Source organism: Bacteroides cellulosilyticus DSM 14838, assembly GCF_000158035.1.
In the GTDB taxonomy this organism is placed as follows: domain Bacteria; phylum Bacteroidota; class Bacteroidia; order Bacteroidales; family Bacteroidaceae; genus Bacteroides; species Bacteroides cellulosilyticus.
In genome coordinates this window covers 1,156,338-1,173,468 of sequence record NZ_EQ973490.1, presented here as the reverse complement: position 1 = coordinate 1,173,468, position 17,131 = coordinate 1,156,338, and the positions used below count along the sequence as shown (strand labels likewise).

14 protein-coding genes and 1 pseudogene are annotated in these 17,131 nt (G+C 40.4%); 9 read left to right on the top strand and 6 right to left on the bottom strand.

All coding sequences use genetic code 11. The annotated features are described in order from the left end of the window. Positions 1 to 164: 164 nt before the first annotated feature. Positions 165 to 1,547, bottom strand: a complete 1,383-nt coding sequence (locus BACCELL_RS08945) for a glycoside hydrolase family 88/105 protein (RefSeq protein WP_007211397.1) — start codon at positions 1,545 to 1,547, stop codon at positions 165 to 167. A gap of 251 nt (positions 1,548 to 1,798) precedes the next feature. Between BACCELL_RS08945 and BACCELL_RS08940 the strand changes: the two genes are divergently transcribed. The 3 genes from BACCELL_RS08940 to BACCELL_RS08925 all read left to right on the top strand — a co-directional run bounded on the left by BACCELL_RS08940 (position 1,799) and on the right by BACCELL_RS08925 (position 5,138). Then, positions 1,799 to 2,818 (top strand): LacI family DNA-binding transcriptional regulator, encoded by a 1,020-nt coding sequence (locus tag BACCELL_RS08940; protein WP_007211396.1) that lies wholly within the window; start codon positions 1,799 to 1,801, stop codon positions 2,816 to 2,818. 2 nt (positions 2,819 to 2,820) lie between these two features. Then, a complete protein-coding gene (locus tag BACCELL_RS08935; RefSeq protein WP_007211395.1) occupies positions 2,821 to 3,789 on the top strand; it encodes an alpha/beta hydrolase in 969 nt (322 codons plus the stop codon). Positions 3,790 to 4,259: 470 nt separating this feature from the next. Beyond that, complete coding sequence (locus tag BACCELL_RS08925) at positions 4,260 to 5,138, top strand: DMT family transporter (RefSeq protein WP_007211393.1); 879 nt, start codon at positions 4,260 to 4,262, stop codon at positions 5,136 to 5,138. A 28-nt stretch (positions 5,139 to 5,166) separates the two neighbouring features. Here BACCELL_RS08925 and BACCELL_RS08920 read toward each other — a convergent pair. Next, a pseudogene (locus BACCELL_RS08920) lies at positions 5,167 to 6,214 on the bottom strand (PDDEXK nuclease domain-containing protein). Between the two features lie 90 nt (positions 6,215 to 6,304). Next, positions 6,305 to 6,790, bottom strand: coding sequence for a DUF3836 domain-containing protein (locus tag BACCELL_RS08915; RefSeq protein WP_007211390.1), 486 nt, complete (start codon positions 6,788 to 6,790; stop codon positions 6,305 to 6,307). A 205-nt stretch (positions 6,791 to 6,995) separates the two neighbouring features. Here BACCELL_RS08915 and BACCELL_RS08910 point away from each other — a divergent pair, with 205 nt between their 5' ends. Next, positions 6,996 to 8,318: an ATP-binding protein gene (locus BACCELL_RS08910; RefSeq protein WP_007211389.1), complete on the top strand. Its 1,323-nt coding sequence runs from the start codon at positions 6,996 to 6,998 to the stop codon at positions 8,316 to 8,318. A 4-nt stretch (positions 8,319 to 8,322) separates the two neighbouring features. Then, positions 8,323 to 10,545, top strand: coding sequence for a sensor histidine kinase (locus BACCELL_RS08905; protein WP_007211388.1), 2,223 nt, complete (start codon positions 8,323 to 8,325; stop codon positions 10,543 to 10,545). A 2-nt stretch (positions 10,546 to 10,547) separates the two neighbouring features. Here the strand turns inward: BACCELL_RS08905 and BACCELL_RS08900 are convergent, their stop codons facing one another. Together BACCELL_RS08900 and BACCELL_RS26825 are read right to left on the bottom strand one after the other, a co-directional pair. Then, the gene (locus BACCELL_RS08900) at positions 10,548 to 11,093 is read right to left on the bottom strand and encodes a metalloprotease family protein (RefSeq protein WP_007211387.1); all 546 of its coding nucleotides are present in this window, start codon (positions 11,091 to 11,093) and stop codon (positions 10,548 to 10,550) included. A gap of 12 nt (positions 11,094 to 11,105) precedes the next feature. Next, positions 11,106 to 11,243 (bottom strand): hypothetical protein, encoded by a 138-nt coding sequence (locus BACCELL_RS26825; protein WP_007216533.1) that lies wholly within the window; start codon positions 11,241 to 11,243, stop codon positions 11,106 to 11,108. 663 nt (positions 11,244 to 11,906) lie between these two features. Here BACCELL_RS26825 and BACCELL_RS08895 point away from each other — a divergent pair. From BACCELL_RS08895 to BACCELL_RS08880, 4 genes are read left to right on the top strand one after another with little or no spacing between them, the layout of a single operon-like run. After that, the gene (locus tag BACCELL_RS08895) at positions 11,907 to 12,479 is read left to right on the top strand and encodes a LemA family protein (RefSeq protein WP_007211385.1); all 573 of its coding nucleotides are present in this window, start codon (positions 11,907 to 11,909) and stop codon (positions 12,477 to 12,479) included. A 7-nt stretch (positions 12,480 to 12,486) separates the two neighbouring features. Then, positions 12,487 to 13,509 carry a DUF3137 domain-containing protein gene (locus tag BACCELL_RS08890; RefSeq protein ID WP_007211384.1) on the top strand — a complete coding sequence of 341 codons (1,023 nt, stop codon included), beginning with the start codon at positions 12,487 to 12,489 and terminating at the stop codon, positions 13,507 to 13,509. Between the two features lie 14 nt (positions 13,510 to 13,523). Further along, the gene (locus tag BACCELL_RS08885) at positions 13,524 to 14,837 is read left to right on the top strand and encodes a hypothetical protein (RefSeq protein ID WP_007211383.1); all 1,314 of its coding nucleotides are present in this window, start codon (positions 13,524 to 13,526) and stop codon (positions 14,835 to 14,837) included. A gap of 21 nt (positions 14,838 to 14,858) precedes the next feature. Continuing rightward, positions 14,859 to 15,941, top strand: coding sequence for a trypsin-like peptidase domain-containing protein (locus tag BACCELL_RS08880; protein ID WP_007211382.1), 1,083 nt, complete (start codon positions 14,859 to 14,861; stop codon positions 15,939 to 15,941). Between the two features lie 98 nt (positions 15,942 to 16,039). Here BACCELL_RS08880 and BACCELL_RS08875 read toward each other — a convergent pair whose 3' ends face one another. Beyond that, complete coding sequence (locus BACCELL_RS08875) at positions 16,040 to 16,591, bottom strand: DUF3836 domain-containing protein (RefSeq protein ID WP_007211381.1); 552 nt, start codon at positions 16,589 to 16,591, stop codon at positions 16,040 to 16,042. Between the last annotated feature and the right edge of the window lie 540 nt (positions 16,592 to 17,131).

The following is a 17,131-nucleotide window of genomic DNA, read 5'->3' as shown; positions in this document are numbered from 1 at the left end:
ATTCAGATAAATTTCTATGTTCGGATATATTTTGTCAACTGTTATAAGATTTGCATCAGTTGGATTACTATGATTGGAATACTGAATGATTTTCCACGCATTCGGCATCCTATTATTGTCTGTATCAAGTAGCACAGATTATATAATCAATATTCATATTTTACTTATTTTGATTGGATATCCGCTCTTAACTTAACGTGAATAGTGCTATTGGGCACAGGAGATTCTATTACGAATCGAGGATTGTTTAATAAGCGAATAATTTCCGAACCAGCTCTCATTACGGTTCCGTGAAAATTGGTGGTACAGCTTTTACCTCTATTAAAATAATAAACATTATCATGAGCAAGCGTTGTACCTTCCACAATATCGCACACTTCGCCTGATTCAGTAACTTTTGTAGCAAGTGCATTCCATCCTGCAAGAGCAGCAGAGCCGTAAATATGACTGAGCCAGCCTTCATTTACCCCTTTTGCAATACTGTAAACGAAAATGGCACTGGCTGAGGTTTCCAGATATGATCGGGGTTGGTCGAGTAGATTGTGCCATAAACCGGTTCCATCCTGCAAATGTACCAATGCTTGTGCATGCCTGCGGTATAGCGCTAACACTTTATCCCGACCTTCAAAGTTTTCTGGTAACACCGACAATAGCTCAGCCATGGCCATAATACACCAGCCATTTGCCCGTCCCCAATAAAATCGTGGGTCATCTGCTGCTGAGTTCACATTCCAACCATGGTCGTACAAGCCGGTTTGCTGATCAAAGAGTCTTGCAGATAATTGTACTACTTGCCTAACAGCATCTTCGTAATATTTTTTATCGCCGGTTAAAGATCCCATTTGTGCCAGAAAAGGAATACACATATATAAATCATCTGCCCAAAGCGATTGAGGTTGCGGTCGTTGGCGGGCTATTGTTCTATCGCGCAAACGATACTGCTTGTTATAAATATAATCTGCTATGGTATCTATCCATTCCCTGAATCTAGGGTCGGGATATCTTTTCTGGATTTTTATCAACGCTGCCCCAATTGCACCACAATGGTCTAATGCTGCCATATGGATCATTTTTTTATACGGATGATGTCGTATCAGGCCGTTTTCTTCCATTGTCCGGAAATAAGGCATAGCTTTAAAAGTGAAATCAAAAAAGCGTATGGCATAATTGAAATATGTCGTATCATTGGTAGTTTCATAAAGATCGTTGCAGGCAGAAAGTGAGACACCATTTGGATATGACCACTCTATAAAGTAAAATGCTCCTTGTGGATAAATCGCATTTTTATTAGGCTGAGAGTATGAAATTGTTTGTCCGTTAATAGAATCAACAAGATAAAAAAGCGAGTTTTTCTCTACTCTTTGTTGTATCCGGTCTACGATATTTTTTACATCTTTAACCGTAGGTATTACGTAAGGGGTACTGTAAGTCGGCAATGCCGGTTTCCTTGCTGAAATGCCTGTTCCTAATTGCGAAAAAGCTACAGTATTGCAGCCAAGAAGCAAAAAAAGAACAAGGTGTTTTTTCAATGATACTTTATTATTCATTTTGGATAAATATTATTTTGTTTACTATTCAAATAATATGTTGTAAAATTTACCGGGATAGATATTCACCTCTTTTCCCATTCCATGTTATTTTCTTTTTAGTTGTTTTTATTTCAGAATAAAAAATTCAATCGATTGCAAATATAATAGGTTTTTCAATCGATTGCAAACTTTTTCCTATATTTCTTTCAATCGATTGAAATTATTCAAAAAAAAGCTCTATTTTTGCAAGCAAATCAGAATTAACAAAGATGAATAATAAAAGAGTAACCATTTATGATCTTGCTAAAGCAATAAACCTGTCACCTTCTTATATTTCCAAGGCATTAAATAATCATCCTTCGGTGGGAGATAAGATGAAAGAGAAAGTGAGAAAGGCTGCCAAGGATTTAAATTATAAACATAACTCTTACGCTGCCAATCTCAGGATGGGAATTTCTAAAACGATAGGAGTAATTGTTCCTCATATAAATAAGAGTTTCTTTTCAGAATTGATTGCAGGCATTGAAGAAGTTTGTTTTGAACATGATTATGGCTTAATTATCTGTCAATCACAAGAGTCGTATGAAAAGGAGTGTAGAGCTATTGATACGTTAATACGCCAAAATGTAGATGGTATTTTAATTTCTGTATCTGCTGAGACTAATTCTTCAGAACATCTTCAGAATATCATAAACCATGATACTATCTTGATTCAGATTGATAGATTTATTGAAAACTTTAATAGTTATAAAGTAACTAATGACAATGAAAAGCTTGCATACAATGCAACCATGCATCTGATCAATCAAGGATACCAAAATATAGTTTTTTTGGGGTGGACAGAACAGCTTACTATTGACCAGTTAAGAAAAAGAGGCTACCTGCAGGCAATGAAAACTTCAGGGCTTACCAGCCATATTTATGACAATGCTATTCAGAAAGATAAAACAAAGGAAATTATAACTCTATTGTTGTCATCCAATACTCCTCCAGATGCATTTTTGACTTTTTCTGACGAGCAAGCTCTATGTGTGTTGCAAGTAGCTAACTCTTTAGGTATTAAAGTTCCCCAAGAATTAGGAATAATAGGCTCTGGAAATGATATTCTGACGGAGATTACTACACCTACTTTGTCTGCAGTCAATCAAAAAAGCATAGAGATCGGCAGAAAAGCTGCTAATCTTTATTTTGAAATTTTAGCCGGAAAAAATGATAATCCGGTAGAAATAAAAGAAGAGATCATTCAAGCAGAAATAATCGGCAGGGAAAGTACTGCAAAAAATAGCTAACCATGAAAACATATTTAATTTTTGCAATCAGTTTATTATCAACATCATTCACTTTTTCGCAAACAGTAGTGATAGACGGTGTTCCGCGTGATACTTCCTTTGCGTTAAACACTACTTATCAGAAAGAATTACGTTACCGTCCCTACATTGAACCCGTAAGAGCTAGCCTACCCGATAATGTATTAGCCAATGAAGGTGTAACTTATAAAACAGTAGAAAATGCATGGGGTAAGCATGAATTAAAGATGAATATATACCGTCCTAATGACGGTAAAGAATATCCGGTTTTAATGATGATTCACGGTGGAGGATGGAACTCTGGAAATTTGGGATTGCAAGTACCAATGGCACAACAAATTGCAACTAAAGGTTATGTAACTATTCCTGTGGAATACCGCTTAATTCCAGAAGCGCTTTATCCGGCAGGGGTGGAGGATTTGGAAGACGCTATTGAATGGATATACAATAATGCAGGAAGATTCGGCATTGATAAAGAAAAGATTGCCGTATCCGGTTGTTCAGCAGGTGGTCAGTTAGCGATGTTAATTGGAATGAAGAATGCTTCCGGCAAGATTAGGGCTGTCATCAATATGGATGGAATCTCTTCTTTTGTCACAGACGAATCGATAAACCGAGCCAAACAAGCACGAGATAGTAACAAGCCATTGCCTATTGATGCTATCTGGCTGGGTGGAACCTATCAAGAGCAGAAGAAAAATTGGGAAGAGGCTTCCGCTTTATACTGGATAAGTAAGAATTCGGCACCGGTTTGTTTTATTAACAGTTCCATTCCTCGTTTTCATAATGGCCGGGACGAAGCTATTGCTTTACTTAATAAATATGGAACTTACACCGAAATACATACATTTGAAGATACCCCACATCCTTATTGGTTTTTCAGACCCTGGTTCGATCCCACAATCGAATACATGACTGAATTCATGAATAAAATTCTGAAGAATAAAAGATAGGATATTCTTTCTACAATCTATTTTTTTGGTAACATAATGAACTTTTTGATAATGTCAGGTCTAAGCACAATTATTAGTACTCAGCCGAGAAAAAACGATAAACAGATAAATATTTTTGTTAATTCAGAACAATTTCTAATTTTTATTGCTTATATTTGTGAAGTGCTTATTAAAACTAATTCAAGTAATGTAATACAAAAAATGGCTAAGTTAATTCAATAGGATTTTACACAAAAGTGTTTTTAGGATATTTCAAGGGATGAAGTCTGAGAAGATTGCATCCCTTTTTGTTTATTTTTCTGCCAGATTGCTGAAAAACACTCTAATCACGTTGTTAATAAACGTGGGTAAAGTTTTTAAAAAACGTCACCCTTATTTATTAAAAACGTTTCCGGCGTCTATTAAATCCCCTGTTTTATTGTACAAAAAGTAGAAATGGTATATCTTTGCCTCCAATTTATCGGGAACGTATGAATGAGAAGAAAAATTACACCTATCATCTGATAGCGATCTTCACCGTAGGAGTGTGGGGATTAACTTTTATCTCCACCAAAGTTTTAATAGCCAATGGACTTTCTCCGAAAGAAATCTTTCTGCTTCGTTTTCTGATTGCTTATATTGGTATCTGGTTTATATCTCCCCGCAAGCTGTTTGCAAATAACTGGAAAGATGAACTTTGGTTGTTGTTGGGTGGTATCACGGGCGGTTCCGTCTATTTTCTGACGGAGAATATGGCTTTAGGCATTACGCTGGCTACTAATGTGGCGTTTATTGTTTGTACGGCTCCGTTGCTCACCACTATTTTTTCACTGATGATTTATAAGAAAGAAAAGGCTACCCGCACTTTGATAGGCGGTTCACTGATGGCATTGATAGGGGTGGCAATGGTGGTTTATAATGGGAGTTTTGTTTTGAAAATATCTCCGTTGGGCGATTGTCTTACTTTGGTTGCTGCTCTTTCATGGGCATTCTATAGTCTGATAATGAAGAAGATGACGGGAAGGTATAATACTATTTTTATTACTCGCAAGATTTTTTTCTATGGCATATTGACTACGCTTCCCGTCTTTATGTTTCAACCTTGGAAGGCTGACCTTTCTTTGCTCATTCAGCCTTCCGTTCTGTTGAATTTATTGTTTCTGGGTGTGGTTGCTTCCCTGATTTGTTTTGCAGTTTGGAATGTCGTACTGAAAAATCTGGGAACGGTACGCGCTTCCAACTATATTTATCTCAATCCGCTGTTCACTTTGGTAGGATCGGCTATCCTGTTAGATGAACATCTGACAGTTATTGCACTGATCGGGGCTGCTTGTATTATGGGGGGAGTATATATGGCAGGAAAGAAATAACCGGCAGATTATTCTTCAGCAAATAGTATTATTCTTCTTCGATACCTTTCTCCGAGTGTTGCAGGCGGTAAAATGTTTTTTGTAGCTCAATCTCCCTGCGTAACTCTTCCTCCGTAGGCATATACAACATATATTTGGAAGCAAAAAGTTGATTATTGTCATGTAGTACTGAGTAGCGGGCTATATCTTCGTCTGTTTCTGAACAGAGAACGATACCGATGGTTGGGTTATCTCCTTCACCACGTATCCGTTCATCATACATCCGCACATACATATCCATTTGTCCCACGTCCTGATGTGTTATAGGATTTGTTTTCAAATCGATAAGGACGAAACATTTTAATAAATAATTATAAAAGACGAGGTCGATGAAATAGTCTTTCTTCTCGGTACGCACTAATTTTTGGCGTGTTACATACGAGAATCCTTTTCCCAGTTCAAGCAAGAAACGTTGTAAGTTGCTGATGATAGCCGATTCTAGTTTGGATTCGGTAAAGTCGGTATTTGGAGACAATCCGATAAACTCCGCTACCGTAGGATTCTTGATAAACTTGCTGATACGGAAGCGTGAGCGACTTCATTTCCGTTTCCATTTTTTCCTTGTCGTGCGAGAGTAGCAGACGTTCGTAATACTGTGAACCGATGTTGCGATTGAGTGTGCGGTAACTCCACATCTGCTCTTGTGCTTCTTTTAGATACCATGCACGGGCTTCAGGATTGGGAACTGTTAATAAGCGCTTGTAATGAGACCAACTCAATATTCTCCACGGTGTAGAGAATATTTCGGGAAAGGTTTGATAGAACAGTCGATAGTTGTAAAGACTGGGGACTGAGAACCCCTTCCCGAACTCTTGCGTAAGTTCTGTCGAGAGTTCTTTTAGCAGTTGTGTTCCGTAGTCGGCTCGTTCTTTTCCCTGCTGTTCCTCTTCCACGATACGCTTGCCCATCAGCCAATAGGCTTCTACCATTGCCGAATTAATGGCGATGTAGGCTTTCTGTCGGGCTTCAGTTACAATTTGCTTGATTTCATGAATGAAACTTGTGCTATGTAAGGCTATATGGTTTTCTTTTTTCATTGTCAAAATGGTAAATGATTTAATGATAAAGTTAGGAAAAAAGCAGGATAAATGCACAATTAAGGTACTGTGCATTTGCGATGCCTGAATTTATTTCTCTGCAAACAGAATGATTTCTTCCGGTTGTGTGGAGTGTTCTACCATTAGATTCCAGCTACTTTCTTTTTTGTTCCATTCGTAGCTTTGGTAATTTACGCCCATTCCGTTGATTTGGTAAACGGCTTTGATCTTTACATCAGTGTAGGCATTGTCCTTGCTGTTCCATGCTGCGTATTCCACGTTTACTTCTCCACCGTCGTATGAGAAGTTCAGGCAATACTGTTTCTCGAAGCGTTGGTTGCCTTTACTCCATTTCGATACCTCTTTGCTGGATACACGTCCTTCGGCATCATACGCATAGTTATATTGCAGATGATTCTGAAGATATTTATCCTCTTTCACTTTGTATACGTTTTTGGTTTCTACACGATCTCCATCCATGCGGGTGTTGTAGGCAAAACCTTCCAGACTGTTGTTATTTACTGCGTTTACGATTGAAGTTACTGCAAATACTACTGATAATACTAAAGTTTTCATAATGGTGTTATTTTTTTAGTTATACATTTTTGTTTCTTTCGATGTTGCAAAGGTAAGGCAGAGGCTCATGGAAGAATGTTATTACAATGTTATCTTTAGGTTAACAAAGAAAATCCGTTGATTTGTCTACTATTTCTTTTTCAAAAAGAAAGTTTTTTCTATTTTTGTCTTTTTAAGAAAGAAATAATTTCAATATATTATCTTTATGAAGAAGAAGGAATTACTAAAACAGTTGATTGCAGGTTTCCAGGCGGGTTTACCTGTGGAAGTATATCCCCGTGAATTGATGCTACCTGTAGATAGTAACAAAATTATTACGGTTCCGGGTGTAAGACGTTGTGGCAAATCTTCTTTATTCTTATTGGTAATCAATCAATTGATTTCGGAGAAAGGCATCCGGAAGGAACAAATACTTTTTCTGAATTTCGATGATGAGCGTTTGCAGTTTGATGCTGAAAATTTAGATGAAATATTGCAGGCTTATCGGGAACTATATCCTGATATTTCCTTGAAGGATGTATATATGTTCTTTGATGAAATACAAATGGCGGAAGATTGGCAACCATTTGTGCGTAGGGTGTATGAACAGGAGTGTAGACACATCTTTATTACAGGCAGTAATTCAAATATGCTTTCGTCGGAACTTGCCACTTCCTTGCGGGGACGTACATTGCAGTACGAAGAGTTTCCTCTTTCATTTCGGGAGTATTGTTCATTTGTAGGCGTGGATACCAATTATTATGTACCTGAATATAGGGCGCGCATTGTAAATGCATTTAAAGTGTACCTGCATCAAGGTGGTTTTCCCGAAGTCAGTCTTGCTATTCCTATGTTGAAAGACCGTATTCTGCAGGAATATTTCTTCGTAATGCTCTATAAGGATTTGGTGGAAAGATATGAAATAAAGAATCCGGAACCTGTCCGTTACTTCATTAAGAGAGTAATGAGTAATTTGACGAAACCGACCTCTATCAATCGTATTTATAATGAGTTGAAGTCACAGGGGGTTAGTATCGGAAAGAATACCCTGTATGATGTAATTGTACAAACAGAATCTATCTATTTGTTTTTTTCATTAACGAAGTATGAGCCTTCGGTCGTAAAAGAGAGTAGTGGAGATAAGAAATACTATTGTATTGACAACGGTTTACGTTCCGTGTTGCTTAATCCTCTAAGTGAAGATAATGGTAAATTACTTGAGAATGCCGTTTATCTTCATTTACGCCGGAATTTGCAAATACAGGAAGGTTTGCATTATTATAAAGGTAAGAAGGAGTGTGATTTTGTAATTACTAACCATGAAGAAGTGAATCAGTTGATTCAAGTGACTTATACTTTGCACGACGAAGATACTCGTCAACGGGAGATAGACGGTCTTTTGGAGGCTGCTCAAACTACAGGCTGCCGTGAATTATTTATTCTGACTCTTGAAGAAGAAGAAGAAATAAATGTGAGTGAATATACGATTCATGTTCTTCCTGTATGGAAATGGATGCTGAAAACATTATATTTGTCCCCAAAACAATAGCAAGATGAAGCTTCGCTCACTCTATATCCTCTCTATTATAGGATTGTTTTTCGTTGTGGTAATACAATTGGGAGGCATGATATATGCTTATGACAGCTATAAAAATGAGGCGAAGCGTACACTGAACGAATGTTTCCGGCAAGCTTTTATAGAAACGGTAGATAACCGGGTGAATAACCTGCCTTTTCCTGATTATACCGTACCATTCTATTCGTACATCCGCAGGGATGAAAAGATGCCTTACGATGAAATGGTATTTTTGGGATATCAGCAAGTAGCCTCTTTTCTGGAAGATGTTTATCATGTGGAGATACCGCTGGACGAGATGGAGAAGGTATTGGAAAAGAAGCTGAAATGGAAAAACATCGATAGGACCGTATGGATTGATTCGGTAGAAGATCACAGTAAATATTCCGCTTACAGGCGTTTCAAAACGGTTATCTCGGAGCAGGCATGGCTGAATGAAAGTAAGGGTAAAGCGATAGAAGCTACCATTATTTCTCCTTTCCTTCCACTTGTGAAGGATGTGTTTTTCCTGTTCCTTCCTACTCTGCTATTAACTGCTTTCCTTATTTACAGTTGGGCACAGCAGATGAAGTATATCATCAGCCAGCGCCGGGGGATTGAGGAACAGCGCTCTGCTTTCTATGCTCTGGCGGAGAAAATGAGGTTGCCGATAGGTAAGGTGCGCAGGCAGATTCCCGAACAACAGTGGGAGGCCATAGAAACATCGAGCAGGCAGATTCTGGATATGACGGAGCAAACACTTTCCATGGCTAAAGAAGAGGAGTGGAAACGTCAGGCCCGTAAACAACATTCGTTTAAGGTATTCTTCATAGTCAGCCTGTTGGCAAGTTGTTTGTTGATGGTAGCCTGGTTTGCTTATTTGTACCGCACAGCTGCCCGTGAGACTGCTTATCAGGTGAATGATTGCTTTGAAGCGGCTTTCTATGACGAGGTGGTGGAACGTTATCCGTTGTTCCTTTTACAGACTAAAGGAGGGAAAAAGCCCGTAGAACAGAAATTGCCAGAGGAAGCTCCTTTTGCCAAGGAACAACAGAAATTTCTACAAGGAAAGGAGGCTGAGTATAGCATAAACCGTTTGTTTGTGGTACATACCTATAATACGATTGATCAGAATTATCGTCTTCGTGCAGCCTTGATTATGCAACGTGAGATCAATGAAAGTAGCATAGAAATGCCCTTGTCTTCTTTATACCTGGATTCAGCTTTTGCGGAGCGTTTAAGCCGGTTGGGTATAAAGTCACGTAGTGGTATTCGTCAGTTTCTCCGTTCTTCGGATAGTACGGTTACAGAGGTTGGATACGCTTCCAGGAAGTATGGTGATTATACTTCTCTGTTTATTCCTTTGAAAGAAGATAGTACGCTTTGTGTGCAGGGAGTTGTGAAGAACCCTTATCGTCATGTGGCGACTTCTATCTGGTATCTTTTGCTTCCCTTGTGGATTACATTCCTGGTAATGCTCGATTGTATCTTCGGCCAGGTGAAGGTGCTTCGGATGCAACATCGTCTGGAGCAGTTCCAGAAAGACTTTACTTACGCCATGATTCATGATATGAAGTCTCCGTTGAACTCCATATTGATGGCGGCACATGTGTTGGCAGGGGGGAAACTGACGGGTAAACCTGAAAAAGAAGAGAAATATCGCCTGGTGATGACGGAAGAGAGCGAGCATCTGCTGGCTTTATCAAACAGGGTATTGATGCTTACACAATTGGATGAAGGGCATTTGGAGCTGCATAAGGAAGATGTTTCCCTGCGTCCGTTGATTGATGATCTGGTTGCGAAGATTTCTCTGAAAGCCGGTAAGAGGGTGGAATTCAATACGGTTTATCATCGCTGTGAGACGGTCTATGCGGATGCTTTCTGCCTGCGTGAAGTGCTGGGAAACTTATTGGACAATGCGATCAAGTATTCTCGTGAAGAGGTGAAAATAGACATTATCTGTGAGTCGGAAAGGGGAGTTTGCAAAATTAAGGTATGCGATAACGGATTGGGTATCTCCTTGAAAGACCAGTCGCGTATCTTCAATCGCTTTGAACGCTCTGCGGCGGCAGTACGCAGTAGTAAAGGGGGTGCCGCGGGTTTTGGCTTAGGTTTGAACTATGTGCAGCAAGTGATGCTGGCACATGAGGGCAGGGTAGAGGTGGAGAGTGAAGAAGGCCGTTTCAGTGAGTTTACTCTTTATTTTCCGGCACGATCCTGATTTTACCATATATGGAATCGTAACTCCTGTGAACAGTCGTTGATAAATGCATCTTTGCTGAATGAACGCAGTTTCCAAAGGATGCAGATGTCGTCCATGCTACCGATAAGTAAGAATGTTCCGAATAATGTGAAATAATAATTCCCTGTTGCCATGCCATACAAAAGCGGAAGTATGCCTAACAACAGAATAGGTAAGAAGCAGGTTGTGCGATATTGCCACATTCTGATGGGTTCGTTGCAGTGACAGAAACGTATGCCTCCCTTATGCTTTACGAAAGAGATGGACCGGAAACCTTTGGGCGAAAAGATTCCGAAGAATAGTGCATGAAGCAATAGATTTACTCCAAAGCCTGCCAGGGCGCACGACCAGAATATCAGCAATGATACATGGGCCATATCTTCTCCATGTATCCATCGGAATAAGAGCAGTATGGGTACTGTAAAAAGGATTGCAGCCAGTATTCCATACTTATTGATCTTATTTCCCGAAACCATGATTTCGGTTCCTTTCTTGCTTTGTACAATTGAGATATCCGCTTTCATCATTCGTTCTTTCTATTAATTGAAGAATATATTTGCAATGGCGTGTTTGAGTCCTGTGTACGCAGGATTGACTGTGGCCATTAATACGTAAGCTGCCAAAACGATTGCAATACCTTTTGCTAATTCGATTCCTATTTTCTGAAATTTCTTCATGACTTGTTTATTATTTAAGTGATACATTGGGGTTATTTCGATGTTGCAAAGGTAAGGCGGCAGGGAGAGAAGGAATGTTATCGCAATGTTATCTTTAGGTTAACGATCATAAGTTGATATGCAAGTTTAGTAAGGTATAAAGAGCTAATAAAACTTGCTGGCAAATCCTTTCTGTATGATTATGAGGTAAATGGGTATTCCAATATAAATCGAGTATCTCAATTCCCCTCATCCATCGGAGGAGGGGTGCCCAGAGGGCGGGGTGGTAGGTAAAGCAAGAAATGCCTATGAATCATATACCTAAGGACTTCTTTTCTTACCTACCACCTCCCCCTTCGGGTACTCCTCCTCCGGGGAGGAGGAGAATTGAGATAGTATTGCTCGTCATTTGATTCATTACTATTTCAGCATAAATTAGCTCATTATCCTTAGTTTTGTTTGTTATTCTATTGGACTATTCCCATTATAATTGAAAATATCCCCTTGCTTCTTCTCTGCTTAATGATAATAATCAGTTGAAAAACATAGGTTTATAATAAAAATGAGACTCTTTATTTGTCCCCCCTGTTTCTTTCCTGTTTTATGTCTATCTTCTTATTTTTGTTCCGTTCTCGTAAGTAGATACGATACAACTATTATTAATCTATATCAGAAAGTAAAATTATGGAAAACCAGGGAATACTTCTTTATATCGGAATAGCCCTTATCATCTTATTGGTACTTTGGTATATCTGGACTGCCAATAATCTGATTGCAAAGCGGAATCGGGTAAAGCAATGCCGTAGCGGCATTTGCGTAGCATTGAAGCAGCGGAACGATATGATACCGAATTTGGTAGCTGCCGTAAAGTCCTATATGGGACATGAGAATGAGACGCTAACCCGTATTGCAGAACTTCGTTCACGAACTTTTCAGCCTTCACAAGAGAGTGAACAGATAAAAACCGGTAATGAGCTTTCTTCTTTAATCTCCAAACTTCAATTATCCGTAGAAGATTACCCGGAACTGAAAGCAAGCGAACAGTTCACCCGACTGCAAAGGAGCATTGAAGATATGGAATTGCAACTGCAAGCTATACGCCGCACCTATAATGCTGCGGTCACCGACTATAATAACTCCATTGAGATGTTTCCCTCTTCCATCGTGGCCGGCCGGCAGAATCATCATCAGGAAGAACTGATTGATATTCCCGAACAGGAACAGCGCAATGTGGATGTCAGTGCACTTTTAAAGTAGATGTAATATGGAATCAATTGACTTCAGAAGCCTTTCCGAAAGGCTTCGTATTGAACTTTCCCGCGTATATTTCTGGCAGAAGATCGTTCGTATTCTGAGCATCATAGTCTATCTCTTTGTCTTTTGCTGGATGATGTTCGTCCTGTTTGGGGGCTATCTTGTTGGATACATCGGATTAGAGAACTACAGTGTGGTTACGCAATACATTTTCCCGGTTTTTATGGGATTTATTGTGCTGAACTTTGCATTCAGCCGCTCTCTTATGAAATTCCAAGGGCAGGAAAATGATATCATGCGCAGCATTATGTCTGCTATGTTTCCATCCGTTCTTTTCTCCTTCTCTTCGCAACTGGACCAACGTATATTATCCGGTAGCAAGCTCTTTAATTCTTCTTTTTCCGATCCGGCATTGGCGGCTACCACCTATGCTTATCTGGAAGTGCCGCGAGGGGATCGTACCCTTTATATAGCCGATATAGGGGTTTCCTATGGGCTGATGAATAAGTTGGAGCTCAACTCTGTAGCGGGCTATATCGTGATGCTTTACCGCTATGTGCTCCGTCCGCTGTTTGCCTCCAGGTATGAAAGCAGTGCGCATAACTTCCGCGGCATGTTTGGCTGGTGTCGTCTGGAACGTAGTTTTAAAGGTAGCACGATTATCCTGCCCGACCATCTGGAACAAAAGGTCGGCTATCTGGCAAAGAATATCCAGGGCTTGAAGAAACGCTATAATGCCCGTTTCGTTCATCTGGAAGACCCGGATTTCGAGAAGTACTTCGTGGTTTATGCCGATGACGAAATAACTGCCCGTATGATACTTACACCGGCAATCATGCGTCAGATTACCCGTCTGCGCGAAACATTCGGACACGATATGATGCTCTCTTTCAGCAAAGATACTTTTTACTATGCGGGAGTGATGCCCGACGGCTTCCTCTGTCTTCGCAAACAGGCACTGGACAATGAACATCTGCTTGAAGAGATATACAATGACATAAACCTTGCCTGTCAGGTGACAGATATCCTTTAAAACCATATTATAACATGAAACAAACACTTACATTTATTCCTCCCGTAGTGGACTCCACGCAAAGTTCCATTCATACGGAGGCTTACGAAAAGAGCGTGGACTTGTATAACCAAGGCGAGTATCTGCAAGCTTTCCACAGTTTGCTGGATTACCTGAATGCGGACTTCCGGACGAAGTATGGCAATACGGATGGTACTGAATTTCATATTCCACACGGTTCTATCCTGGTGCATATCTCTGTAAAAGACGGATTTTACCGTATCAGTGCCGACTTCCTGAACTTGCCCGAGAAAGGGCGTGTAGCCATGCTTCGACAGATTGCAGACCTGAATCTGAACAAACTGCTGTTGCCTCGCTTTGTGAAGGACAACGATAAGTTGAGAATGGAGTACACGTGTTCTCTCTCGCAGAGCCATCCCCATAAGATGTACTTCGTGTTACAGAATATCTGCCACATCGGTGATAAATATGATGACGAGTTTTGTACGAAGTTCGGTGCTACGCGGTGCTATGAGCCGCAGGTCACCTCTTATCCGCAGGAAGAGATAGACCGCATTTATGAAGGTCTGCAAATCTTGGGACGCGAAACACTGGAAGCCGTGAAAGAGTATGATGCCGACCGGAAATATGGCTACTCCTGGAATGTACTCGATACGACTTTCTATCAGATTTCCTACTTTGCCCGTCCGCAAGGCCAGCTATTGAATGATCTCGATAAAGCGGTGGATGATATGGATGCCGAATTGCCTACTGCCGAGGTGGTGGCGAAAGGTAAGGCCTTCCTTGAAAAATTGCTTGCCATGACTAAAGAGGAACTGGCGGCTGATCTTTATTTCGTAGATACATTGGTATCTACCAAGCGACGTTCGTCTCTGAAGAATATGCAGGAGAATTTTATGAGTGTCTATAAAGAAGCTACTGAGGCCATTCAGACGGAAAACTATGAGCGGAGTGTGGTACGTCTACTCTATATCTTCTATGAGGCTTACTTCTATAATGATGTGCAGGATGACATTAACGTAATTCTTTCGCATGCGCTTAAGAAAGCAAGCGGTAAGCCGATGGAGGATGCATCTGAAATCCTTTATAACGCAATGGATAAAATAATGGAAGGTGATCTGGAACCGGATGAGGATGACCTGGAAGAGATATCGGCAGAAGCCATCGAACAAATACAGGGCATGGCAGCATCTCTGCAAGAGGAAATCATGAAGGCACAGGCTGATATGCAGTCTGCCATGATGAAGGGAGATATGGCCGAATATATGCGTTTGGCGCAGGAACTTCAACAGAAGATGATGCAACAAGCACTTGGCGGACAACAATAACAGATTAAAAACAATGAATCAATGGAACAGAACAATATATATCAGTTGGTTTTTAAAGTAACCCATGCAGGTGGATCAGGCAGCTGTTTCTATCTGAAAGACTATGATCTTTTTGTGACAAACTACCATGTGGTGAAAGGCTTTCATGCAGTGGCGGTACATGATAATGACCGGAATCCTTATTTGGCTAAGGTGGTATTGGTGAATCCTTCATTGGACATAGCCCTGTTGTCCGTAGACGGTGATTTCTCGGCCCTGCCTTCCCTGAATCTGGCAGGAGATAATTCCTTGTCCATCGGTGGAAAGGTTTGTGTGGCCGGTTATCCTTACGGTATGCCTTTTACGGTGACCGAAGGCTCTGTGTCTTCGCCCAAACAACTGGTGGATGGAAAGTATTATATACAGACTGATGCGGCGGTGAATCCCGGCAATTCCGGCGGTCCTATCTTCAATGAAAAGAACGAAGTGGTAGGAGTAACGGTGAGTAAGCTGAGTAATGCCGACAATATGGGTTTCGGTATCCGTGTGGAAGCATTACGGAAGCTGCTTGAATTTGTGGAGGCTGCGGACCGTACAGCTTTTCAGGTGCAGTGCGACAGTTGTGACGAACTGATATCGGAAGAGGAAGAATTCTGCCCTTCATGTGGCGAAGAGCTGCCCGAAGGTATCTTTGAAGAGCGCGAACCGTCTTCATTGAGTACTTTCTGCGAACGTGCCATCCGTGAGATGGGAGTTAATCCGATTCTTGCTCGTGACGGTTATGACTCCTGGACATTCCATAAAGGCAGTTCCGAAGTGCGTATCTTTGTTTATGAAAATACGTATCTGTTTGCTGTTTCTCCTATCAATCTGTTGCCAAAGAAAGAGGTGGAAAGGGTACTCGACTATATCCTGAGTGAAGATTTTAGTCCTTACAAACTGGGTATTGAAGGACGCCAGATTTACATAGTATATCGTGTACATCTGTCTGACATTACGGATGCATCGGAAGATGAGATCCTTACTAATCTGGTGAATCTGGCATTAAAGGCCGATGAGATGGACAATATGATGGTAGAAGAGTTTGGTTGCGAATTCTCTGAATATTCTAAACACGAAGACTGACTTTAAGTGATAATTGCAAACGCGGCTGTCTGAAAGATTATCTTTCGGCAGCCGCGTTTTTCATTGGAAACTGTAAGAGAGAATTCTTGTTAGAGTAATTATCTGTTTGCCAGCAAAGCGCTGTTCCAATTTGTTGCATTGTGCTCTGTTACCAGATTCCAGGAGTTATCTTTCTCATTCCAGTTGTAAGCCATGTAGTTCATGCCGTTCTCGTTCATCTGGTAAACGGCTTTGGCTTTCACATTTGTGTAGTCACCGGCTTTGCTGTTCCATGCTACATATTCCACGTTTACTTCGTTGTCGGTGTAGCTGAAGTTGAGGCAATACAGTTTTTCAAATCGGCTGTTGTCCTGGTTCCATTTCAGGATTTCCTTGGCGGATACACGTCCTTTTTCATCATGTGTGTAGTTGTATTGCAGGTGGCGTTCCAGGTACTTGCCTTCTTTTACTTTATAGACTGTCTGGGTTTCTACACCGTTTTCCTGTTTTTCACTGTTGTAAGCGAAGTCTTTTACGTTGTTACCACTTACTGCGTTTACTACTGATGTCAATGCGAATACTACTGATAATACTAGAGCTTTCATAATGATTTTATTTTTTAAGTTATACATTTCGTTACTTTTGATGTTGCAAAGATAGGGCAGGGGCATGAGGATGAATGTTATCGTAATGTTATCGTTAGGTTAATAAAAAGAGTTTCTTAATCCGATGGTGGAATTCTGCAAATAAGCCTGTTTTCAAGCGGGAAGTATAGTCGTAAGATTATGCCTTTCCTTGTGGTTGAGGAGGGAGACAGCGGTGCTTTGTCACGCCTCTACTTGTTCCATTTTGTTTCTTCCTCTTGGAACGAAAGTGCCTTGCCTGTGGAACAAAAGTTTCTTGGTTAAGAAATAAAAGTTTCTTAGGTAAGAAACAAAGGTTTCTCAGAGAAGAAACTCTTGTTTCACAATAAGGAGACAAATGTTCCGATAAAGTGGAGCTTACGTTTCTCCATAATAGAACAATATCTGATTAATAATGTCTTATTGAAGAAGTAGGCACTGGTCTTATTTACAGCGGCTTATCACTCTTCTTATTTATAGTATTCTCATATGCAGGTTCTATCTTGATTTCACCAATTGATACTCTATAGATATAGACTATGGAGATACCTTATTTGTAACCTGTTGGCGGAATTGATTTATTTAGGT